The sequence below is a fragment of the Bradyrhizobium sp. 197 genome, assembly GCF_023073375.1.
Classification (GTDB): domain Bacteria; phylum Pseudomonadota; class Alphaproteobacteria; order Rhizobiales; family Xanthobacteraceae; genus Bradyrhizobium.
The window spans coordinates 88,525-112,367 of sequence record NZ_JADPJJ010000119.1 but is presented as its reverse complement, the minus strand read 5'-3'; the positions used below and the strand labels follow the sequence as shown (position 1 = coordinate 112,367).

Here is a 23,843-nt window from a genome sequence, read left to right as displayed (position 1 = left end):
TTCGTGTAGCGCGGGGTTTTCATTGTCGGCGCGCCAATAGGCAGAAAACTCGAACCGGCTCGCACCCGCCCCATCGCGCAGCTCCCGGTAAACAAGGCCGGCAAAATTTGCGCCTATGTCGGCCTCGAACACGAGGCTTATTCCTGTGTTCATGCTGATCAAGCTTTTGATGATGCCGCGACTGACGTCGTGGCGCCAGATTTTTGGGCGGACCTCAGCTCGGAGCTTGGAAACGCAGAAGATCTTCGAGCTCGTTTCCGAGGTCGTAGTGGCTGAGCAGCACCGTCTCGCCGCACAGGTCGTTCCAGTAGACAGTTTCGCGCGAACTGAGGGGATGGTCATGAGAAGGCCACGAGAACACCCTCGCTCCACAGAGCCATGGCTTTATTGTCCAACAACGGCAAGCGCCCGGTGACGATCAGGAGATCGAGCGCTCCGTTACGAAGTGCCGCTGCTAAACGTGTCCGTGATCGTGCTCTGCGGGAAGCGCTGCTTGAACTCAAGTAGGGAGGCTTGCAGATTGCCGTCCGAAAGTGATGTGCAGAAACCGACGCTCAGACGGCCGGTTTCGCTGTTGTGAACGGATCGGGCCGTTGCAATAAGCGCGCCGAATTCCTCCAGGATGGTTCTGGCCAACCGAAGAACGTCGCGGCCGGGCCGCGTTGGGCGCACACCTCCGCTGAAGCGCTCGAAAAATGGAACGCCCAAGTCGTGCTCAAACTCGCTGATTCTGCGGCTAAGGCTCGATTGTTGCGATCCGAGCAACTCGGCGGCTCACGAAAGCTACCGCAATCGGCGGCAGCGACCGCCGATCTCAGGTGTTTCAGTTCGATCGCTCTGGTGGCTTGGAGTGACGGAAGTGTGGGACCTGGCTTGTGCATGGTAAGTCTTGAGAGCGCAGAGTGGCTCTCCGCACCGATCTGCAGCCGTTACGTTTGCTTCCCAGAAGCTAGGCAGCGACTTGAATGACCGGAGCCCAGAGCACCGGTCCCGAGATTTGCGCCTTGCGGATGCGGTCCAACGCATCGGACGAAACCTCCAGGTAGCCCGCGACAGCCGTGGTGTTTCCAAGGGGGCGCGCTTTTCCCACTCTGCGAAGGGGCCATCCGGCCCGGCGAAGAATCCGCCCCATGCGGGCGTCGGTCACAGTGACGATTTCGATCAATTCGATGGAAAGGCCAAATTCAATCATGCCCGCAAACAGCACGTAAGTGGCAGCAGCAACTCCACCGCTCGCCGGCGCATCCGCGGGAACATCGAGCGCGAATCGGCTGCTCTCCAGATCCAGTCGCTTCGTGGTGCCGGCTGCCCGTCCAGCAGGATCGGAAAAGTGTCCCTCAGCATGGTTGCCCCGGTGGAAGGCAAAAGCCGCACGCAACCTTGAATTTGTCCGGCTCCCGAGCGGTTCAGTAGACGCACCGGTCGAAGGACGTCAAATTCGTCCACTTCCATGTCGCCGCTGACTTCGACGGTCCAATCCAGACGCTGCTTGAAAGCGCGGTAGCGCAGCCGGTGCATCTCGGCGCGATCGTTGACGAATTCCCCGTAGTACTCCGGCATGATGAGCTGCATCATTCTCGCCTCCCTGCTTGATTTCGGCAACTAAGCAGAGAGGCCTAGGCGAGCGCATCCTGTGCAGTTCCAGAGGCGTTTATGGAGGGCTGGCGATCCATTTTCGAGATTTTGATTCGGTCAACAGCACGATCGCTTGACGCAGGGAGCTGACACGGAGCTTCGCACGGGCGCTGTCCAGGTGAAAACCCGCGGTTTGCTCTGCGATACCGAGAATGATCCCGATCTCCCCGGCCGATTTACCGCGCGCGGACCATTCGAGACACTGGTACTCGCGAGGAGACAGCACCACGCCGCCGACCATGCGATCAATCGTCCAGAACCGTTTTGCATGTTCATGGAAAACGGTTGCGACTAACCGCAGGCTCTGGGCGTGCTCGAGAAGCGCGCGCGCGAAACCAGCTCGACGCTCGTCAGTTGCAAAGCTCAGCGCGGCGATTACGCACCTGTCATCGAGGATAGCGAATGTAAACCCGCAGCGGATTCCAAATTTGTCGGCTTCTTCGAACAGAGCGCGTTCAGGCTTCGGCCGATTTTCGCACTTCAAATCCGGGCCCCGATCGGAAGGGCTTAGGCTGGCGCATTGCCCGACGTACCACCGGATCGACGGAGTCGTAGCCGCGCTGCAGATGGATGACGGTCCAGGAGGGGGATATGTCGAGATCAGGTTGCAAGCACTGCCTGGCTCGCGGGAAGAGCGAGATATGCGAAGCACGATAGCTTGAGCGCAGCGGCGACCCAAGCCATGCTCTGCTAAGCTGCGTCTCGATGCGTACTTTCGATCAATCGTTCAGCAGACCTTTGAAAAACCCGATCCATCCTTTGATGAACTAACGGGCCTCCATCGCAAGCGCTACTCATTTTAGCAAATCGAGCATCGTTGCGAATGAGGCAAAACAACGAAGAAGTCGATCCAATCCGGCGTAGATCAATCCTGATCACGACTGTTTGGTTTGGCTGCCGGGGCCGCATCAGGTCTCGCCACCCTGTGGTAGCATCCTGCAACTCGGCAGTATTCGGTTGTCCGTTCGAAATCCTGCAAGCAGGCATGTAAGATCGCCGGATTACTGCGCTATTTGGCCTCTCGCCCCGAGGTTTGTGACGCTCTTCCGATTACAACGAGCTGCTCACCATGGAGATTGCAAATGAAGGTCGGTGTTCCCAAGGAAATCAAGACGCACGAGTACCGCGTCGGCCTGACGCCTGGGGCCGTCCGCGAATACGTGGCCGCTGGCCACAGCGTATTGCTCGAGACGAACGCCGGCGCCGGGATTGGCGCAACAGACGAGATTTACCAAAAGGCTGGAGCAACGATTGCGGCCTCTGCTCGCGAGGTGTTCGCGTCAAGCGAAATGATCGTGAAAGTCAAGGAGCCGCAGCCCTCCGAATGGACGCAGCTGAGAGAAAACCAGATCCTCTTCACTTATCTGCATTTGGCTCCGGATCCGGAGCAGGCGAAGGGCCTTATCAAGTCTGGCTGCACCGCAATTGCCTATGAAACTGTGACTGACGCGAACGGCGGCCTTCCACTGCTTGCCCCTATGAGCGAGGTTGCGGGACGACTTGCGATCGAGGCCGCGGGTGCCGCGCTGAAGAGGTACGCCGGCGGACGGGGACTGCTGATTGGCGGGGTACCGGGCGTGCCACCCGCTCGCATCGTGGTGATCGGCGGGGGCGTTGTCGGCACTCACGCTGCAAGGATGGCGGCAGGCTTAGGCGCTGAGGTCACAATCCTCGACCGTTCGATTCCCAGGCTTCGCGAACTGGATGAGCAGTTCGAAGGGCGAGTACGGACCAGATTCTCGACGATCGAGGCCGTTGAAGAAGAGGTATTTGCGGCAGATGTTGTCATTGGCGCCGTTCTCGTTCCTGGCGCGAGCGCGCCGAAACTGGTCAGCCGAGGTATGTTGAGCTCGATGCGCAAAGGCTCCGTGATCGTGGACGTGGCGATCGATCAGGGCGGATGTTTCGAGACATCGCGGGCGACGACACATGCCGATCCAACCTATGAGGTGGATGGCGTGATCCATTATTGCGTTGCAAACATGCCCGGAGCTGTGCCGCTCACCTCAAGCCAGGCACTCAACAACGCTACGCTACCTTTTGGTTTGGCTCTCGCAAGTAAAGGATTTGCAGCTGTGCTCGAAGATCCGCATCTGCGCGCCGGCCTAAATGTCTATCGGGGCCGGCTAACCTATAAGGCTGTCGCCGAGAGTCTTGGGCTTCCCTTCTCGCCGATCGAACAGGCTGCGGCCTGATCCCAGAGGCTCTGCTGCGGACATTCTCTCGCAGACTTGGGCCACTCATCAGAGTGGCCCTTTTTTTGTGCCGAGTATCAGCCACAGCTTGGAGTGGAAGTCCTCTAGGCAAGGCGACGGCGAGGGGCTCGCGAAGCGCAAGCGCGTCAACACGCCCGGGGCTTTTTCAATGCGGGGCACGGAAGGGACGACTGCTAGTGCCTTTGCGCACGTCCAACCCGCAGCTAGAGCTCACTCGGGGCGCGGTCGGGCACATCATCCTTCCAGCGTACCGATCCAAACGGGCGCTCCAGCATACGACGGAGACGCACGGGCTCAGGCCCGACATGGAAAGCCGTGGCCTTGCATCTAATGCGCGCTCCGAGCGCGTCCAGCGGTTGCGTTGGCGCAAATAATCGAGCCATGTCGGGCAGTGATAGCGCTCGGTCCACAGCTCGGGTCGGCGATATCACGCCCAATCGACCAGCCATAGGCGCCGTTGCGTTGCCCATAGCGCTGCACATTCTGCATAACGTTGTGGAAGGCTCTCGCATTTTCCGAAGCCACACGATATTCGAGCTCAACCACCAGCGGGCCGCTCCGGTATGTCAGCAGAAGCCGCTCCTTAGGATCGCAAGCATTTCGGCGTCCTCCCCGCGATCGGTGATGGCCGGCATGCGCAGCCAGCGCCCTAGCAGCGGCAAGAGCAGCATCAATCCGGCAGAGGCGAGCAGCGTGATGTCCACACCGACGGCATCGGTGAGGCGACCCCAGCCCCAACTGCCAAGAGCGAGGCCTCCAGAGAACGCAGCCTGCCAAGCTGCAACGGATCGGCCCGCAACCCAGCGCGGGGCCGAAAGCTGCACGTCAATGTTGAACGGCATCACGTCCATACGGCGCCCGCAAAAACAGAGCTGCGGCTGTCAAGGCCGAATTATGACTGAGCACCATCGCCGCGATCGCGCCGCTCATGGACAGTGTGCAGGCACGAACCGCATCTTCGCCGATCTCTATGCCGCGACCTTGGTCGAGAGCTTCTGCACGAATTCCTCATAGATGCTTGCCTGTGCGTAGAGGCGATTGGCGCAGACGCAGGTCTGGTCCATGTTGCGGTATTTGGAGACGATGGCGCCCTCGATGGCGGATATGGGATCGTCGAACTCCACGAAAGGCGCCAGCTCGAGGCCGAGCTTCTTCAGGCCGATGCAGGCCCGACCGTAGAGGATCTTGCCGACCTCCGTCGAGCCGGTGAGGCCGACAAAGCGCACGGCCGCGTGCTCGCACAAAACCTCGCCGATCCTCCCGAATCTCCGGCGATGACGTTGAAGACACTCTTGGGCACGCCTGCCTTCTCAGCCAGGGCTGCGAGCGCAACCGCCGAGAGCGGCGTCTGATTGCCTGGCTTCAGCACCACGGTGCACCTGCGGCGAGCGCCGGCCCGACCTTGCGGGTGATCATCGAGTTGGGGAAGTTCCACGGCGTGTGGCGCCGCAGACGCCAATCGGTGGCGTGATCGCAAGCAGCCTTGCATCCGGGCGCGGCGAGAGAATCGTTTCGCCATAGACGCGGCGCGCCTCTTCGGCGTACAACTCGACGTAGGCGCCCCGATATCGAGTTCGCCTAGCGCCTCAGAGAGCGGTTTGCCCTGCTTGGAGGTCAGGATTAGCGCGAGATTCTCGCGATTTGCGACGATCAATTCGTACCATTTGCGCAGGGTGTTGGAACGTTGCTTGGCTGTGAGTTTAGCCCATGCAGGGAGCGCTCTTTCAGCAGCCTCCACGGCTCTCGTGCAGCCGCGGCTGAGAGCTGCGGCAGTTTGGCGAGCCAAATGCTGATCGCCAGATTGTTGTTACCGCAAGGCGATGTGAGCCAACTCAGGCGCCATCAATGTAGCTGGTCTCCCGCCGAAGTGACAGGTCCTTCAGACGCTAGCGAAGGAGGACAAGCCTTGCGTGGATTGTGCGCCGGTGGTCGGGGTCGTCGCCTTGCTCCTGGAGGTCTTCAAATTCGAGCAATCAGGTCTTCGTCGACCGCGAAAAAAGGCCGCGCGAGATACCGCGCGGCCGAGTCAGGGAGGAAACGCCCCGAAGGGCACTGAATAGGAGCTCGGCAAGTAAATGAACTCACCGCGAACTCCAATCTTGCACGAAAGGTCGTTAGATCGTGCAAGCGGATATCGGATACTCATTTACCTGAGAGGATTGGAGGCGTTCGTAGCGATATCTTGCAGTTTTTGTGCGCAGATTTCGCCAACTTCGCAGCACTTGCTATCTGCAAGCGCTTCTCGCGAGAACATTCGAACTTGCGTACTGTTCATTGAGAGCATCGAACATTCGCTCGTGTACGCGTCCGTCCCTTTGATGGTTTCAGGATTTACGGAAATCAATCTAAACTAGTCAGCGCTCGTGACAAGCGGCGGAGAAATGTTGAGCGCGGCGATCCAGCAGGATAGCTGCGCGTCGCGACAGTGCGAACCAGCATCGGGCGCCTCCGGACAAGTCATTTGAGGGGCAAAATGCGCAAAGTTGCGATCGGAATTCGTGGAGATCATCACCGCGTCGCGGATTGCGCGTTGGGCTACGCGAACAGCTGGCACCGCCGGGGATTTCAAGCGCCATTGTCACAGGCGCAATCTGCGCTGTCGCCATGCTCTACGGGAGCGTGGCGCAACGTGAGTCGAATGCCAGCAACGAATTCAAAGATCATGTTACATCGTTGTCACAGACCTTCTTGGAATCTGGGCAAATTGCAACCCTCCCTGCGGTCTGTCATCAATCTCTACGCAGCGGGCTTCCAGAAAGTGGTCTCGGCCCGACGAAGCCTTGGCTTCAGCGAGATTGAGGAGTTCAAGGCAAGTTACGAATAGCCGTCCGCGCAGTTGAGCATCGGGTGAGCGAGCTCAATCAGCCTCAGCGCCCGATATTGATGCTGAAGATGCGTTGCCACGACCATGAATTGATGTTGCGCGGCGAGGACAAACCCATCGCGATGAAAATCGTAGAAAGAGCGCCTCCGGGGCTGGATTCCATCACGGAGGTGGTTCCTCGGCACCAGCGTGGCGGAGCGAGAGCATCACAACTATCGTTATGAGGAGGACACGGCCGCGACGTCTCGGGCATCAAAGAACAACGGCAACTGTGGTGAAGTTCATAGTCTTGGAATCAGCTAGTAGTTCATTTTAAAGTGTCAGCGTGCTTCCTCGTGCTACTTCTTTGCTCCTTGCGGAGTCGCCAAGTGTTGGACGCAACGACCACTGCACTTTTGCGTGCTGTTCGTCCGAGGTGGTCTCCTCGGTCTGAGCCTTGATCTGGGCCACGCGCCCCAATGTCAGCCTTCTTGCCGGCGCCATTGACGATGGTGGTGTTCTCCTTGCCGATCATCACCCTTCTTGGTGCGACCGAGCACGTTGAGCGTGACGTTCTTCAGTTTAACGCCGAGATCTTCCGAGATCGCTTGGCGAAAGAGACGCAATTCTCCACCATCTAAATCGTGCGGGCATTGCCGCTTCGCTCGGATCAGCCTGCGGATCCTGCTCAATCGCGCCATCGCATGTCCTGCACGGCGCGCTGCGCTTGTCCCTGCCGCGTGAGACAACCCTCCAGAGGTCGACCAGGTCGTCTCCGTATTGTCAAACATTGTGGCTCACCTGCGCGCCAACTCGCGGGAGCATGCTAAACCACACAAGTATGCATCGCGGTCGAGAAAATTGGCCTCATGAAACTCTTGAGTCGCCGCTCTCTTGATGCGGGCCTTTCGCAAGAAAGATCTCGAAGAGCCGATCGCGGAATCAGAGTATGAAACGCTCCGGGGCGGTTGGGATCAGAATGGCCATTAACTGGATGCTCGATCTGCCTGAGATGGCGAGCGACACGCCGCTCCCGATCACAATGAATGCCAAAACGCGCGGGAAGAGAGGGGGACCGATGAACGCGCTCCCGCGAATTGAAATTTGTCAACGCAGTCGACGCGAAGGCGATTCCTACTGATCTTGGGGTGAGGATGAGAGCTCAGCATTGTTCCGTATCTCGGACCTGACCTCGCCGAGTTGATCGGACCAGATATGCCAGTGACACAGGAGGCCTTCTGCCTTCTCCAGCAAAGTTGCACTATCGCGCGAGGCCAAAGGCAACGTCTCGGATGTCGAGAGCGACACACATCGCTCCACCGTGACGGCATTGACGGTCCAGGCGTTCGTGCGCGGGTGGAGCCGACCCCACTGCATCATCATCTAGCATCCTTACCACGGCCTGTGATAGTCGACTCTTGGTACGACGGCGCGATGCGGACGGCTCTCCGGTACACGCGACGGATGGCGTGAGGTGAAGGTATCGCGCGCTCCGGCATCCACGTCGATTGCTGGTATCCAATTTACGATCCGGCAGGCCAAGAGGTTGATCATGCCTCGGCGGCCCCATTGGCCTACTGTGCTGCGCAACACGCACGGCAGCGTGCTGCCGGTCAAGAGCTTTCTAATTACTGACGCTGGATTATGTTGAGGTTCTGACTGAAATCGGCATCCAGACACCAGTTCCCGACCTCATCAAGGAAAGGCGGAACGGATGCAGCTTCCTCCCTCTTCTTCGGCTGTCTCTTCACTGATCTGCTTTTGCTATTTATGCCCGGCAGATCACCAAACGCTCGGCTGACGTCCATCACGCGATCGTCGATCCGCAAGCACTCTCACGCAACGAACTCTGCTTTCTGGTCGAGCAACACCTGACACTGGTCGCGATATGGCCCGCACGCGATAGAGATGTTGAGCGCCAAGTAGCGGCGCAAAGTGGTCTTCTCGCCGCCGTCCGCTAGTAGGAAGAGGTCGCATCGCAAGCGACCGGTGCGTGTTGGGAGATCTCACGCGAGCTCAATGAGAACCCAACGGCCATCTCCGTCACAATTGCGACGCCTGTCGCATTTCCGACGTGTGAACTGTCGCTGACGCGTGCACAACTGTGCGGACCAAGTCTAGCTAACTCGTTCATACGGCGGGAATGCCATCGCCATCCGAGATGGCACGCGAGTTGCTAACTCTCGTTCTGTGGCCGCTCAGGCTGATCGCCATGGGCACACTTGGTAGAGAATTGAATATGGACGCTGTTGCCGGACGCGGAAAACATGTCAAAGATGCTGAGGATAGCGGCGGGATGCGCCGATTATAAGGGTTCCCGGAGCTCTTCGAAGAATGGCAAAGGGAGCTATGGGTCACAGGCTGTCCCAGGCGATCTGCCGGCCGAAATCTGGGACAAAGTTAGGACGCATCCCTGCTATAGCGAAGAAGCTCATCATCATGACGCTCGCATCCATGTCGCGGTCGCGCCGGCGTGCAATTTTCAATGCAACTACTGCAATCGTAAGTACGACTGCGCCAAAGAATCGCGTCCCGGTGTTGGTCGTGACAAGCTCACTCCTGAGCAGGCGGCGGGAAAGCTGCTCGCGGTAGCCACCAGAATTCCGCAGCTGACTGTGCTCGGTATCGTCGGCCCCGGCGATGCCTTGGCCAATCCGAAAACGACTTATCATGCCATAGATCTCCGTGCCCGAGTACGGCGCAGCATTCGGGCTCAAAGGCCAAGCGCGGCGACGCCGCGATCCCGCAAGAACCGCTGATCTCGGTCGCGTAAGAGGTCGTATCTATGCCATTCAAGATCGTCGCCTCGCAGTGGACGCGTTCCTCGGATTGTGAACCCTTATACCCGAATGTTGCAACGTCGGAGAAGGCTGGAAGCTTCGCAATTGAATCCCAGAAATGCACCGAACGCATCGTCTACTTTGACGAGCCGCAGTGTGTCGCTGTCTGTCCAGTTGAAAACACCAACGTCATGGATACATCAGTGTCGCGTTTACCACGCGCCTGCCTCAAAGGGGGGTGCTCGTGAACTTCATGCCGAGCTCCGTCACTCCAAAGTCGCGAGTATCGCCGTGTGCATTGACGGCGCCGCAGGCGTCGACTTGCAATTTCCTGTTATGGCCATGGATTACTCGGGATCGATCGCCAACATCGGTGCGTAGGCGGCGCCACGGGCCACGTAAGAAAGTAACGGAGCGCAACGGTCCAAAGTTGCGCCTCGATGTCGAGTGCCCACTAAGCAGCGCTGTCATCGATTTGACCCACGCCGCTGTGCAGACGAGCCTGTTCTTCGCCGAGCCAGGTGCATCGCGTTGCACTGTCGAAGGGGCCACCTGTCAGAGGAGCAAAGCTGCGCATGAACCTGGACCCAGTCATTCCACTATCAGGCAGCAAGGGAGCATTGGTCGCACACACGCGGCTCGACGAAGGTCTGCTACCCGAAGCGGAGGATCAGCAACGGCAGGCCGGGCTCTTCTATCATCTGGAGGGAGTGGCCGAAAACATCTGCTCGAAGCAGAGACGTTGGCCTCTGTTCCGATCGAGCTTTACCGCTTACACTTCTACAGACTCGCTGGGCTAAGACGTCGGAGGTGGCAAAGCTCTGCATTTTATCGCGTCTGTTGGGTCGGGACGCAGCGCATCGCGCCGCGCCGGCTTGGTTGGCTGATGAATCATGAGGCTATTGAGTTTCGCCGCATGGTGGCACGACGTATGGGGCCGCTTGCCACGGTGAACGACCCGGATACCTCCGTGCACCTCGAGTACGCGCAGCGACCTTCACCTCATTTGGTAACCGCTCTGAACCGCGAAGCTGAACGGCATGCCCGCTACGAAGTGGCGAGTCGCATCGCGGATGACGAGTCGGCGTGTCTCATCGCAGACAAGGACAATATGCTGCAGAAGAGCACCTCTGCTCGCGTCTCCGTGCGCCCTGTAGGTTCGCGAGGGGGCGGTGCATGAACATGATCGTTTCCGACAGTGATGTGGTCCAGCTAAGCGGGCGGCCCGCGTTCAGCTTTGGCGAAAAGGTGAGGGCCAGCAGTACCATCCGCAATGACGGCACCCTTTGCGGCAAGGAGATCGGCGACATTCTGGCCAAGAAGGGCGACCTGGGTTACGTCGTTTCCATCGGTACGTTCCTGCAGAAATTCTATATCTGCGGTGTCGAACTTCTTGAAAGTGGCTACCGCGTCGACGTGAGGCGCAAAGAGGTCGGATCGGTCGACGAGGGCGTAGATGATCTGCCATTGCCGGAAGTGGCTGTGTCATGACAGAGCCGCGCGTTCCAAAATATCGATCGGGCCAGCGCGTGAAAACGGCAGCCAATCTCATCAATGACGAGTCAGTTGCCACCGCGCCGCCTGATGGGATCCTGGTCGGCGCCGGTGCCATCGGCGAGATCGTCCGGGTCGCGATGCATACCGAAGCAAGCGTGCCGATTTATCTTGTAGATTTTGGTGAGCGGCTGGTCGTTGGTTGTCTTGAAGAAGAGATCACAGTCCTTTGAGGGGATGTTCTCGCAATGAGAGTGTCGAGAGAGGTACCGGTCGGGCTGATCCCGCATCCGAACGAGCTAGATCGCAAGCGGATCGAACGTGCTTTGATCTCCCGCAAGCACTCGCCGAGTGTGACGCCGGTAAAGGCTGGCTATCTCATTGAGAGTCCCTGCTGCTCGCGCAATATTGAGAACGATGGCGGCCAGATCGATGTCGCGCTGTTTCATTACGATGCCGTGAGCGGGATCTGGAAACTGTTCTTCAAGAATCATGCGCGAGGAAGCTGGAAATTCTACAGCATTTTCCACCGGCTTGCGTCGGCGATCGACGAATTGAACACGGATCCCGAGCGGCTGTTCTGGCAGTGATGCTCATTGGCAACAATCATAAGGAGTCACAATGGCGCTCGCCACAGAACAATTGATCGAAATCGAACGCCTGCTTGAGACAGCTAACACAGACACTAGCGCCGTTGCTGACCTAAGGCGCCGCTTTCCGCAGCTCACCCTGGTTCGATGTGATGCGTCGGATGTGACGCAGCAGCCATTCCGGCGTCTTCCGCAGTTTGACCTGCATCTAATCGATGGATCTGACCACTGCATGCAGATTACGGCCGACCAGGCGCGAGCGACTGGATTGGTGCTGGCTAGAAGGCATGTTGAGTGGTGATCGGCACTGGACCCGCACAGAATCGCCTCGATGACGCGGAGGCGGTGAATGCAATTCCACTCTCGCGTCCTGATATCATTGCTGCCGACTCTCGGCCGTCGAGGCGCTATTGTGTTCGCAGCGAATTTCCAGTCGGTCGACGACTGAGATGCTCGAACGAGCTTTCGCGATCTATGTTGGCCGCAAGCATAGCGTTGCGGTTCCAAACGCACGATTGGGCTCCTGCCTGGCCTGAAGGCGCTCGGTATCGAGCGGGAAGAGGTAATCGCCTCTTCCTATTCGTTTCTCAGACCCTGCATGCCGTCAATCTGGCGGACGCACGGGGGAGTTTGCCGACACCGAATGTTGGTCCGAAACGTGCCTCAAGACGAATGCCGAAGAACGCATGAGGCCTAACACACGGGCGATTATCGCCGCCAACCCGAACGGGCCCCCGGCACCAATGCAGGTGCGAAGTTTAAGTCGCTGCGCGAGGTCCACCCCAAGGGGGCCGAAACTGAACACGCCACAATCGAGCAACCCCCCGGTCTCTAAACCTGGCAAAAAGCGGGAACGATATGAATCCGCAGATCATCATTCACGTCCGCTTCGCCCCGAATGGCAGGGTGATCCAGATCAGCGAGCGCCCGGCGAGGCTCACGCCCGACCAATGGTTTGATGTTCTCAAGACCCGAGCCGGCTCTGCCTATCGCTCACTGTCCCGTGGTCGTGGCGTTTTTCGGGTGACCCGGGCCGCAGTTGATACCTTCAAGCAGAAACTGTGACGCCGGCATGAGCGAAGAGATCATCGATATCGTGGCTAGCCACGATATTGGGGTGTTCGCAGGCTGTCCCGCCGATGCGATCGAGCGGGTGGCGCCAGGGCGTGCAGTCTGTCGCAGATCGAAGACATCGGCGAGGGCCTGCCGGTTACAATTCTTGTGATTCTTTCGGCAATGACTATTTCGATAGTGCCAATCGTTGCTGGCACGACGGTGTTCGGCTTAGCATCGGTTACTGCGTGTTGTTCTCCCCGGATCGGTCATGATTCAGATACAACGGAACGGTGCGACCTTGGAGGTCGACAGTGGGTTTTGCATCGGGGTCCCGTAATGGACACGCGCTTAGATCGGTTGCACTCCACGCTGTAGTCGACAGTTGGGTCCGAGTGTCGGGGGGCGAACATTCGCGATGCATCGGCTTTGCGAAACACCCACGTGCCGGCGGTCTCGTTCCTCCGATAACCGATCGACAGGCCTCGTCCGATTGAAACCAAGAGGGGCGTTTCGCGCACCGGCTTGTCCAGCCACGCACTGCGGTTTTAACCGTCTTGTCCCTGATGCGCCTGACCATCGCCGATGCCTCAGCATCATTCTGAAAGTGTCCAGCTGGAGTCCAGTGGACAAGGATGTATACGGGACTGACACTGGGGGGCGCCAGCGCACTCGAATCCTTGAGACGACCGGCAATTTGAAGATCTCTATAACAGGGCGTCGTGTCCTTCTCTCAGTTGCACAAGAAAAAGCTTCACTCACAAGCATGCTTTGGCCGCGGGAGGAGCCTATGGGATTGAGACAAAAGCTCGCTAGCGTTTTCCTTCCTGCGGAGCCTTTAGCGCCGTCTGCTTCTCGAAAGCTCTATAAGCGGAAGACACCGCCCAGCATATGTTAGGTGAATCATTCCGTTCACGTCGCGATACGCGAGAAACGACAAGTCTGAGTTGGCAGCTGAATTAGACGGGGTTGTGTCTTACAGGGGATATTTTCCCAAAATTACCCAGATGCTGATTTCGAGGCCAGCGACCAATGCGACCTCATGTGGAATAATCACGGTCGGGTCAGGGTCGCGTCTCATAAGGTCGAAGCAGGACAGTTCCAGTCATCTCCATGCTGAGCGAAAAACGCCGGGTATCCACGGATGACCACTAGGATAAAGTTCGATCGCTCCGATCTCATCGGCAAAGGCTGCCGCAGAGCCGGAATGATCTCGTGGGATTGCTCATGCCCTTCATCAGACGGCGAACACTGGGAGGACCATTCTCGGATCCTATTGTCAGTTCGAGGCATCCAATGTTCTTGATGACCTGAGCGAGCCCAAAGACATCTGCCCGTCAAGAACATCTGCTTGTTGGAAGCCTGCTCATGCCAAATGCAAGGAAATACGCCTGTAGCCGCCTCTTCCCAGTCGCATCGGCTTTCACGGAAACCGGAGTTCTTGCCATTGAGGGGCAGCGCCGCGATGCATGATCGACGAGCGCGTCGATGGATCTGCATTCTGGCTCATCGTTCCGAGCAGTTCCTGTTATCGGAGCAGGAATGCGATATGTTGGTTGATTTGTGCCTGGCTCATGTGGGTAGTCGCAAGGCGGTCATGATCACATGCAAACATTTCAGGACGCAATTGCAATCGAGCGCGCCCGCTATGCGGCCGCGCGTGGCGCAAGCCTTCTGATGCTGATGCCGGCCTACCACGGCGTGAGCCTCAACGCGGACGCGCCCTCGATGCTCGATCGTTTCGGCCGTATCGCAGATGCGGCCAAGATTTCGATCCTGATCCTGAATGCGCTGCTCAGTGGCGTGACGTTAACAATGTCGTTTCTGGTGCGCCTTGCCCGGGAGATGCCGCGCTCTAGTTATTTCAATATCGAGGTGCCGTTTGCCGCGGCGAAGCCGCGGACGTTGACTGACGCCGGAGGAGGGACAATCCTCGCCCCTTCGACGGAGAGGAAGCCATTACAATGATGCCAGATCTCGATGCTCGTGCGAGCGGGACGATACCGGGCGCGCTGCTTCCTGATCTATTGCGTCCAGTGATCGATCATCACACTAGGGGACGCAGGCGGGAAGCCGCCCTGCCTGTCGTGAATTGATTTCGAGAACTGCCAGTGTGGCCTGCGCGCCGCCACGGGCGCGGCGTGACATAGCTGAAGGAAATTCACCCTCACTAGCTCGCCCGCGACGTCAATCCAATGGCGCTCTCCATTGGTGACGCTAACGCGCCCACATGTCCGCTGCCGAAGAACTACGTTCAATCAGCTGCCAGGCGTCAAGAGAGGTGCGCTACCGACAAATTAACCTCCACAAACGGCGCCGTGAGGAAAAGAGCTTTAGCGGCTTATTGGAATCAGGGGAGGCGACGCAAGCCGACCGGGCGCGCACAAGACCGGAACCGGTGGTTGGCTGTCCCCAATAAGGTTTGAGCCTTCAACTCATCAGTGCGCGCATTGTCGGCTGAAGACGTACATTCGTAAGGTGCTAGGGAGGAGGTTTAGAGATGGCCGGGACACTCAATGGGACTACTTCGCATGCTTGGAGGAGGCGGTCGCGCTCGAGAGTCCGCAATGGAGCCGTGGAAATCGACAAAATCGATGCTCGTATTCTTGATCTCGTTCAACGCAACAATCGCCTAAGCAGTGAAGAACTCGGCGCGAAAGTTGGCCTATCTGCATCAGGAGTTCAGCGCCGACTAAAGCGCCTGCGAAAAGAGGGCGTGATAGAATCAGACGTCTCAATCATTTCGCCAAGGGCGATCGGCCGAAACGTGACTATGCTGGTCCTCATTTTCTTTGAGCGCGATCGCGCCGACATCATTGATCGTTTTAAGCGGGGGATCCGCACTATGACGGAGGTGATGAGCGGGTTTTACGTCACGGGCCAAGCTGATTTCATCCTGTTGTTGACTGCAAATAATATGGAAGAGTACGAGCATTTCACCCGACGCTTGATAAATGAAAATCCAGATATAAAGCGCCTTGAAACTGTAGTTGTTCTGGACCGAGTCAAAGCCGGTTTCTTTTTACCAATGGGATCGTTGGCATGCTGGTGACCCCGCCGTGACCCTCAACGCCCTCATCTTGGATGGAGCATAATCGCTTTCCGCGCTGTGAGAGCGGTAACGACCATCTCGCACTCTCGGCCCGGGTCGATGCGGTCCGATTAAAATGAGGTCGCGTTCCAGCAATTCCATCTGGCTCGGCGCATGCTCCTCAACAGCAGTGTCCGAGGCTAACACTATGAGGCCGGCGCTTGTTGTGCGGTTTCGGGCTTCCGAACAAGTCAGGTCCGGTTCAAGACGCTTTGCGCGATCGACAGGTCGCTCATTTTTCCGGGCATATCAGAAGCTTTATTCAACATGGCGCTGATACGGGGATTGCTGCAAGCACTCGTCGAGGGCGAGCGTCCACGCAGGCTCGCAAGAGCGATCTCTCCTTATGAACCCGGACGGGCTCGAATGGCGCACTACTCATCGGTTGATAGGAAGATTGATACAAATCGCGCTCCCAAAGACGGCATGGGTAGTTCGATCACGTCCCAGAATACGCCGGCAGTAACAAGGGCAAAGCTCTAACTGACGCGGCGTCGGCGGCGAGGAGCCAAAAACCGAGATGGGATAGACGATCGGAATATCGGCTGAGTGAGGATGGCTACCCAACTGGCGACGTCGCTCCGGCTCAGCACCTCCATTAACTTCCTGGAAGAGTGTGGCACCTGTGAAGACATGGACGACGTCTCGGCCGAATTGGAGGCAAGCGAAACTTGGATGTCGCCAGATCAGAGCCCGACATTTGCGCGGTACCGGCATTCATAATGAGGATCCGCGGCATCAGCGACCTCGGGGCAACGTTATTCCATGGAAGGGCGCCGACATGATCAACTCGCAGCTGCCGTGTTCGCATAGACGCGGTGACCCGTGGGGTTTCGCGGCCCTCAGCGGCCACGCCTGCGGGGTAAAGGAAATGCCACACCCGATCGAAATCTTCAGTCGCCGTCGTTGTGCTGGCTTGATCGTGTAAGCCCCTTCAGCGCGAAATGCTGGATCTTGCCCAGCGCAGTTCGTGGCAATTCTGCCGTGAAAATAATTTCGCGCGGCACCTTAAAGCGGGCGAGCTGCGAGGCTGCATGCGCCGTTAGTGCTTCCGCGTCAAGCCGAACCCCCGGCCGCCTGATCACATAAGCGATCGGCACCTCATCCCAGCGCGGATCGGGTCGACTGACAACGGCGCAGTCTGCGACATCGGGATGCTCCATAAGCGCGCGCTCTACTTCCGCCGGGTAGATATTTTCTCCACCCGATATGATCAGGTTCCTTTTGCGATCATGAACCCAAAAGTATCCATCCGCGTCGCGGCGGCCGATGTCACCGGTGAGATACCAACCGTTGCGCAAAGGCTCGCGCGTTGCTTGTTGAGGGCCCCAATACCCGCTGAAGACATTCGGGCCCCGTACGGCGATCTCGCCCGGGCTGCCTGCCTGCAACTCGTTGCCGGTATCATCGAGGATAGCCGCTTCGCAACATAGGCCGGGCAAGCCGCTCGACCCCTTACGCGCAAGATCGCCGCCGAGCCTCGTATACACAGCAATAGGGCAGGTCTCGGTCGAACCGTAAACCTGCAGCACTGGCACCCCACGCGCGACAAAGCGTTCGATAAGGTGCTGCGGGACCATCGTTGAACCGGTGCAAATTGCCTTCAGTGAGGAGAGGTCCGTCGTCCGCCACTGAGGATGATCGGCTAGGGATTGCATCGTGGTAGGCACCAACGCTGCCAGCGTAGGTCTGTCGCGTTCGATCGCAGCAAGCGTCGCCTCGGGCGTAAATCGCGTGTGAATGGTGACGGTCGCGCCGTGATGCAACGCCGGCGTGGTCTGGATATTCAGGCCGCCAACGTGAAACAGCGGCAAGACTGTCAGGACATGATCGGTCGAGCTGAGATTATGCATGTGCTGACTCATAATTCCATTCCACAGCAACGCTTGTTGACGCAGCACAGCGCCTTTCGGCCGCCCTGTGGTACCCGAAGTATAGACAATCAGAAGCGGGCAAGATAGGTCCGTGTGCTGATTGCGATCGTCGCCTCGACCCTGGTCTACCAGGCAGTCCCACTTACTTCCGCCGAGAGGCGAAAAGTTCAACCCGGCAACAAAGGTATCAGGCAACTGCCCCGCCAGAGCTGGTAGCAGTGCATCAAAGGCCTGTTCTAGAACTAGCACTTTGGGACGGGCGTCGGAGAGGATGAACAACTGTTCCGCGACCGTAAGCCGCCAATTTAATGGGACGAGCATTGCGCCGAGTCGCGCGCAGGCATACAGCAGGGCCAGGTAGTCGGGCCGGTTGAGCCCAAGGATCGCGACGCGGTCGCCTCTCTCGATGCCGAGCTGATGTTTTAGAGCACGAGCGATTTGCTCGATCCTTTGACTGAAGGCGGCGTAGCTTAGGGTGCCCCCGTCGAAGTGGATCGCGGGTTTGTCGGGAGTAAACGACGCGTTTCGCTCAATCAGTGTGCAAAGATCCACCTTTGTCCCCTTTTCGCTCAGGTTCGCTACGTACTTGGAAAACTGCTTAAACCCTTGACCTCCTGAGCCGTTCGGAAGCTCTCGATCGCGATCAGACGCATCGGATGGCTTCAGGCACGCGAGCAGTCAAGCGATCTCAGTCGGAAGCATACGGTCTTGACGACGTCATCAGCCCGGGCTCGAATCTCTTAAAGCGTAAAGGCGGAGGCGCTTCGTCACGGGCTCCGGTTCGTCCAACAGCGCTGGCGTGCATCTGCGCGCAGTGATAAGCGCACCATGACGTTATCTTCTGCAGGTTTCCGACTTACAGGCTCACCACAGATATGGGCCGATTGGAACCATCCGAGGTCGGATCGACCGTCCTGCAGCCGAGATGATGGCGCCGTGCGAGATCCAAGCGGGCTGAGCGAACAGAACCAAAAACGCCTTGGTTCAACTGATCTCCACGGGTGTCCCGGCCCGCGGAGGAACTCGCTTTCCAATCTTCAATTGGGGGGAGCCGCACAGCGCGGTAGGGTGACGTTGACGTCCTCTGAATTGACCAGCTCTCCAGCGATGTGGATCAGAGAAGGCGTATGGTGCCGGCCCAAGATTGTCATGCCCATTAAAACCACCCGCAAGCCGCACTGTCGCGATGATCGAAGTAAGGCGGTGCGGTGCAATTCTGACATGCTCGAACATTCGCAATCCTATCTCGACCAGCCCGAGACTGGTGTACCTTGAGATGGTACAATTTCACGTTACGTGCGATTCAAGCTGGAAGAGCTCGCGATGCCAAGCTTAATTAATCGCCGCGACCGAGAAATACACAGTACCACGTCTTCCGCACTCGACCCTCACGCCATAGCGTGCGTTTGGTCCCGCCAACGCAATTCACGAGATGCACCCCGGCTGCGGCGCCTGCCTTGAAGAACGAGCCGCACGAATGCGCGAGCGCGCCGCCGTACGGCGGCAAATGGCGATGGCAGATATTCGCGGTGCGACGCGGCAAATCGCGTCGGAAACGCCGCCGGTGAAGACGTCGACTAAATCGAAGCCGAGCCCGGTGGCAAGGGGTTGGCATGATCGAAGAGCGCAGCTCCGGCGTTCGGTTTCCCGTGTTTTCGTTGTGGCGATATCATCCAGATAGTACTTGCGCACTTCAGCCTTCTTCCTGAGGCACTCCGGGCATCAAGGCCTTCGCGCAGGATTGGGCCAAAAAGCGTAAGCCGTGGCTCACGAACTCGTCGTCGCCATCGGCATAGGTGCGGGTGAACCATCGGCACCCCCGGGCCCGCAAGATGACGCCACCTCCAAGGTTTGGGAGCGTCGGCAGCTCTCCGCGCGTAGCGGCATGAGAGCACCCAGTGGTTTCCGGAATCGTCGACAATCTGCTTTTCTTGCAGCGAGAAGATGCTTATCGAGTGTTGTGTGCAGCGTACCCCGCAGATTTCGGGGGATGGAGCTGTCTGTATCGATGACCTCCCGAAATTTCCGAACGATGTGTTCTACCTTTGCCCTAAATGCGAGCGCTTCTACCGTTCGTGGGGAACGTCATTGCTCATCCTTTGACGCATTGCGTGCACACAAAATTGAGAACCTAAGCTTCGGCCGTGGCCTTCTGATTGTCTCGGCAGGCTGCTTCACACTGGTTTTCGCGATCTGAGGCCTTTCGCGCATCCCGCTCCCGTAGATCCGAAAGCGGGGCTGCTGCGTCTGTGACCCGGCAACCGCGGTAAGCGCCTCGACGTGTGGCAGAGGGAACTCGCGCGTTGCGCGTGCAACCTTCGCGCTCGTAGGGCTTCGATGCTGGTGTTCTCAAGCATTGGAGATCGCGATCAGGTGTGTCAATCGCGCGGCTGCCGCACCGCTATTAAGGGATTCTTGCCCAAGGGCGACGCCGTGCTTCAAGCTCGTTGCGTGGCCGGCCACGATCATTGCCGCGGCGGCGTTGAGAAGAGCAACATCGCGGTACGGACTTGACATGCCGTCGAGCACGCTTTGCAGCGCGATTGCATTGGCATCGGCGTTGCCGCCCCTCAGCGCCTCGTTGTGGCAGCGGGCGAGGCCCGCTTCTTCCGGGGTGACTTCGAAGGTACGGATCGCATCTCTCTCTAGCGCGGCAACAAACGTCGGCCCGGTGAGGGTGATCTCATCGAGTCCATCTGAGCCATGCACCACCCACACCGACTCAGCACCAAGGTTCTTTAACACTTGCGCCAAGGGCTGCACCCATCGACGCGAAAACACTCCGACAATCTGCCGCTTGACTCCGGCCGGATTTGCGAGCGGGCCGATTAGATTGAAGATCGTGCGGGTCCCAAGTGCCGCTCGGATCCGGGCAACGTGGTGCATAGCCGGATGACGGATGGGCGCAAGCATGAAGCCGATGCCAGCTTCGTGCACACAACGAGCAACGCCTACAGGCGGGAGGTCGACCTTCACGCCGAGCCGGGCCAAGACGTCAGCAGCGCCTGGTAGTGAGGACACGGCGCGGTTGCCATGCTTGGCCACCGGAACGCCGGCCCCGGCGACGATGAATGAGGCGCATGTGGACACGTTGACTGAGCCCGAAGCGTCACCGCCCGTACCAACGATGTCGACGGGATCGGGGGGCGCACTGACCCGGAGCATTTTGCTCCGCATGGCCGAGGCTGCGCCGGTGACTTCTTCCACGGTTTCGCCACGTACCCGCATCCCCATTAACAATCCTCCGATCTGGGAGGATGTCGCCTGGCCCGACATCATGATTTCAAAGGCTGTTGCGGTCTCCTCGCGGGTCAGCGTGGCACCTGTAGCAACTTTGCTAATGATCGATTTGAGGGCGTTCATTGCTCTCCACGTGCTTAGTCGTTCCAATTGGCCAGTCCCGCGTGCGAGCGCGACCTCAATCCGCTAGATGATCCCATCTTCCATGTTGTCGATACCCACGCTGTTCTTTGCTGATATATCATCGGACAAAACGTCGCGGTTTTGTGGATCGAGCCGAACTCGACGGTTGCAGGATGACGTCGATGCCACACACGACTACTCGCCGTTGATGCTCCCCGCTGGCGCTGGCGCATAGCTCGAGATCCTGACCAAATACACTGCATGCTGCTCCTGATATGGCATTATGTCGCGCCGTCTCGATCACAAATGGTGCTCCTCCTCTTTGAGGTACTTGACCTTAGAGCGCGTTGCGCAACTTGCGCGCGTCTCGGCCGGCATCATCGGCGCTCGTTACCGGAAGCGTCTGCTTAGTGGATGTTTGCACTGATCCTAAGTCACTCGTTATCGATACTTGCGAGCCCATGACATCATTCTCACCCTTTTTCGTTTTCTGCGTTCAACAGCGAGGCGTCATTCGAAACGGGCATTGGTGGGGTCATGCAGCTCGGCAACCGGTCCGGCTCGGACCGCGTATGCGTCGTCGAGGCATGCGCGGTGTCAGCTTGAACGTCAGTCCGCTCTGCAATCCTACAACCTGACGCTGCGTAAGAATCAAGCTATCCATGGCGTTCACCTGCAAAGGAGCAAGTGTTCTTTGCTCGAGATCAGATCAGACGATCGGACGGCAAGACGGTGGGTGGTTCCATCGTCGAGCATGGCGGGATGACTTCTTCTGCAACCAGCCCGTCGCGGAATCGTTGACCGCGATCGGTATGATGGCTTGTCTCCTCCTAAGGATTGTTATCGTTGGCGATGAATGGACCAACAATCCATCAGTAGGGCGCACCTTAGATCTAGTGTGACTGACGCGTCCGTTGGTGGATCAGAGTCAGCAGGGCAGACCGCGCTTGCATCGATCGCGAACTCCAGATGTCGATGGCGTCGACACGCAGGAACCTCGCATTTACACCACGCAATGCTAGCAGTGTAACGAGCAGATCATCTCGAGTGTTACGCACTTTGCGTAGTCCCCACGCGAGGTTCGATGCGCGGCCAATCAGGCTTATGCGACCAGCTCCACCTGCGTCGACGCAACGCGGTCGTCCTGATCGACAACGTGGTCACCGAATTCAACGCCCCACCCGGGTTGATCTATTTGACGAAGGTCGCGAATTCGAGTTCTGCGCGGAATGTGGGGCGACACCAATCTGGCTCATGCCGGGGACAGGACGATCCGTCGATTTGGACTCCGGTTAGAGAGTAGAATCCACTGACACGGACGTTCGACTCCTGCCGGCTACATTCGGAATACGCCATAATGGGGCGCTTCGATGGGAGCATTCAGCGAAGCGCTCAGGGCGATCGCGAGTGCACTTCGGGTATCGACTGGATCAAGAATTCCGTCGTCCCAGATTTCAGAGGTTGCATAGTAGGCGCTCGATCGTTCCCGATACTCGTCGAGAAGGGGACCTCGAATGGCTGCTAGCTCCTGCTCTGCGAGTCGCCCACCATCACGGGCCAGTTGTCTGGCCTTAACATGGGTCAGCACACCTGCCGCTTGCTCGGCGCCCATCGCAGAGATCTGAGACTGCGGCCAGGTGAAGACGAACCGAGGATCGAAAGCACGTCCCGCCATAGCGTAGGTACCTGCTCCGTGCGAGCTGTTGCAAACGACCGTGAATTTTGGGACCGACGCTCCCGAGACGGCCATGATCAGCTTGGCGCCATCCTTGGTTATGCCACGGCGCTCGTATTCGCGGCCGACCATGAAGCCCGTTGTATTCTGCAGGAAGAGCAGGGGCGTCCGGTTCTTGTCGCATAGTTGGATGAAGTGAGCGCCCTTTAGCGCACTTTCGCTGAGCAGCACGCCATTATTTGCAAGAATCCCTATTTGATATCCATGAAGCCGCGCGAAACCGCACAGCAGAGACGTGCCAAAACGCGGCTGGTATTCGTGAAATCGGCTGCCATCGACCAAGCGGGCGATGATCTCCCGCATGTCGAACTGCACTCGAGGGTCCTTGGGAATAATGCCGTATAGTTCCGATGCGTCGTAGGCAGGGGGCTCCGGGGCGGCTTGATCAATCGGAGTCTTCGCGGCCCGATGGAATCGGGCAACGATATCACGTGCGATCGCAATAGCGTGCATCTCGGAGCTCGCGGAATAATCGCTCGTGCCCGACACGCTCGTATGCATGTGGGCGCCCCCAAGCTCCTGTGCCGATACGTCTTCACCGGTAGCAGCTTTCACGACTGGAGGGCCACCGAGAAATATAGCTCCCGTATCCTCGACCATAATGCTGAATTCGCTAAGCGCCGGGACGTAGGCCGCTCCCGCTGTGCAATGACCCATTGCGATCGCGACCTGCGGTACTCCCATCTTCGAGAGAATGGATTGGTTACGGAGGATCCGACCCGCGAAGTAGCGATCGGCGAAGAACTCTGCCTGAAAAGGTAGGAATCCTCCGGCGCCGTCGCACAAATGAATCACTGACAGACGATTCTCGATTGCGATGTCCAAGGCCCGCACTATCTTCTTGACAGACAACGGATACCATGCGCCGCCCTTCACGCTTGCGTCATCTGCATGAACCATCACCTCGCGACCCGCGACGATCCCGATGCCGACGACCTGTGCCGCGCCGGGGACTTCGCCGTTATAGGCCTTGTTAGCGGCCAGCGTTGAAAGCTCGAGGAACGGAGTTTTTGGATCGAGCAAGGCGTCGATCCGATCTCGTACAAACAGCTTATTTTGACGTCGAAGGCGCTCGAGCTCCCGCTCGGGCCGCTGAAAGCGGACAGCACGTTGCCGCTCCTTCAACTCGTCAGAAAGCCGCCTGTTGTGGAGCTCGTTTTGACGAAAGTCTTGCGAATTGACATTCGCCCCAGAAGCGATTCGTAGCAT

General features: G+C 58.2%; 14 protein-coding genes and 6 pseudogenes. 10 read left to right on the top strand and 10 right to left on the bottom strand.

The window, feature by feature from the left end:
- Positions 1-438: 438 nt before the first annotated feature.
- From IVB27_RS43385 to IVB27_RS27570, 4 genes and pseudogenes are all read right to left on the bottom strand, one after another.
- Positions 439-708 (bottom strand): LysR family transcriptional regulator, encoded by a 270-nt coding sequence (locus IVB27_RS43385; protein ID WP_345946929.1) that lies wholly within the window; start codon positions 706-708, stop codon positions 439-441.
- Positions 709-765 (bottom strand): annotated as a pseudogene (locus tag IVB27_RS43380) (hypothetical protein); the annotation flags it as partial. It abuts the gene before it with no gap.
- 184 nt (positions 766-949) lie between these two features.
- Positions 950-1,575: pseudogene (locus IVB27_RS27575) on the bottom strand (acyl-homoserine-lactone synthase).
- Between the two features lie 76 nt (positions 1,576-1,651).
- Positions 1,652-2,119: a helix-turn-helix transcriptional regulator gene (locus IVB27_RS27570; RefSeq protein WP_247406640.1), complete on the bottom strand. Its 468-nt coding sequence runs from the start codon at positions 2,117-2,119 to the stop codon at positions 1,652-1,654.
- A 598-nt stretch (positions 2,120-2,717) separates the two neighbouring features.
- Between IVB27_RS27570 and ald the strand changes: the two genes are divergently transcribed.
- Entirely contained in the window at positions 2,718-3,830 is a 1,113-nt protein-coding gene (gene ald, locus IVB27_RS27565) for an alanine dehydrogenase (RefSeq protein WP_247338333.1), read from the top strand.
- A 224-nt stretch (positions 3,831-4,054) separates the two neighbouring features.
- Here ald and IVB27_RS43785 read toward each other — a convergent pair.
- The 3 pseudogenes from IVB27_RS43785 to groEL form a co-directional block, all read right to left on the bottom strand.
- Positions 4,055-4,814 (bottom strand): annotated as a pseudogene (locus IVB27_RS43785) (MFS transporter); the annotation flags it as partial.
- Positions 4,815-4,822: 8 nt separating this feature from the next.
- A pseudogene (locus IVB27_RS43780) lies at positions 4,823-5,754 on the bottom strand (aldehyde dehydrogenase family protein); the annotation flags it as partial.
- Between the two features lie 1,275 nt (positions 5,755-7,029).
- Positions 7,030-7,265, bottom strand: a pseudogene (groEL, locus tag IVB27_RS43775) (chaperonin GroEL); the annotation flags it as partial.
- Positions 7,266-8,921: 1,656 nt separating this feature from the next.
- Between groEL and IVB27_RS27535 the strand changes: the two are divergent.
- The 9 genes and pseudogenes from IVB27_RS27535 to IVB27_RS27495 form a co-directional block, all read left to right on the top strand.
- Positions 8,922-9,365, top strand: a pseudogene (locus IVB27_RS27535) (nitrogenase cofactor biosynthesis protein NifB); the annotation flags it as partial.
- Positions 9,366-9,439: 74 nt separating this feature from the next.
- The gene (locus tag IVB27_RS27530) at positions 9,440-9,682 is read left to right on the top strand and encodes a 4Fe-4S dicluster domain-containing protein (protein ID WP_247282157.1); all 243 of its coding nucleotides are present in this window, start codon (positions 9,440-9,442) and stop codon (positions 9,680-9,682) included.
- Positions 9,683-10,610: 928 nt separating this feature from the next.
- Positions 10,611-10,925: a nitrogen fixation protein NifZ gene (locus IVB27_RS27525; protein ID WP_247406637.1), complete on the top strand. Its 315-nt coding sequence runs from the start codon at positions 10,611-10,613 to the stop codon at positions 10,923-10,925.
- Entirely contained in the window at positions 10,922-11,161 is a 240-nt protein-coding gene (locus IVB27_RS27520; protein WP_247446176.1) for a nitrogen fixation protein NifZ, read from the top strand. Before IVB27_RS27525 ends, IVB27_RS27520 begins: the two co-directional genes overlap by 4 nt.
- A gap of 15 nt (positions 11,162-11,176) precedes the next feature.
- Entirely contained in the window at positions 11,177-11,518 is a 342-nt protein-coding gene (locus IVB27_RS27515) for a DUF3024 domain-containing protein (protein WP_247406635.1), read from the top strand.
- Between the two features lie 31 nt (positions 11,519-11,549).
- Complete coding sequence (locus tag IVB27_RS27510) at positions 11,550-11,819, top strand: DUF6129 family protein (RefSeq protein ID WP_247406633.1); 270 nt, start codon at positions 11,550-11,552, stop codon at positions 11,817-11,819.
- Between the two features lie 557 nt (positions 11,820-12,376).
- The gene (locus IVB27_RS27505; RefSeq protein WP_247446175.1) at positions 12,377-12,583 is read left to right on the top strand and encodes a hypothetical protein; all 207 of its coding nucleotides are present in this window, start codon (positions 12,377-12,379) and stop codon (positions 12,581-12,583) included.
- A gap of 1,665 nt (positions 12,584-14,248) precedes the next feature.
- Positions 14,249-14,539, top strand: a complete 291-nt coding sequence (locus tag IVB27_RS27500) for a hypothetical protein (protein WP_247446174.1) — start codon at positions 14,249-14,251, stop codon at positions 14,537-14,539.
- A gap of 607 nt (positions 14,540-15,146) precedes the next feature.
- The gene (locus IVB27_RS27495; protein ID WP_247406628.1) at positions 15,147-15,623 is read left to right on the top strand and encodes an Lrp/AsnC family transcriptional regulator; all 477 of its coding nucleotides are present in this window, start codon (positions 15,147-15,149) and stop codon (positions 15,621-15,623) included.
- A gap of 932 nt (positions 15,624-16,555) precedes the next feature.
- On the opposite strand, the gene IVB27_RS27490 is transcribed toward IVB27_RS27495, so the two are convergent.
- The 3 genes from IVB27_RS27490 to IVB27_RS27480 all read right to left on the bottom strand — a co-directional run bounded on the left by IVB27_RS27490 (position 16,556) and on the right by IVB27_RS27480 (position 23,843).
- A complete protein-coding gene (locus IVB27_RS27490) occupies positions 16,556-18,088 on the bottom strand; it encodes a class I adenylate-forming enzyme family protein (protein ID WP_247406626.1) in 1,533 nt (510 codons plus the stop codon).
- A gap of 1,797 nt (positions 18,089-19,885) precedes the next feature.
- A complete protein-coding gene (trpD, locus tag IVB27_RS27485; protein ID WP_247406624.1) occupies positions 19,886-20,899 on the bottom strand; it encodes an anthranilate phosphoribosyltransferase in 1,014 nt (337 codons plus the stop codon).
- A 1,336-nt stretch (positions 20,900-22,235) separates the two neighbouring features.
- Positions 22,236-23,843 carry an acyl-CoA carboxylase subunit beta gene (locus IVB27_RS27480; RefSeq protein WP_247446173.1) on the bottom strand — a complete coding sequence of 536 codons (1,608 nt, stop codon included), beginning with the start codon at positions 23,841-23,843 and terminating at the stop codon, positions 22,236-22,238.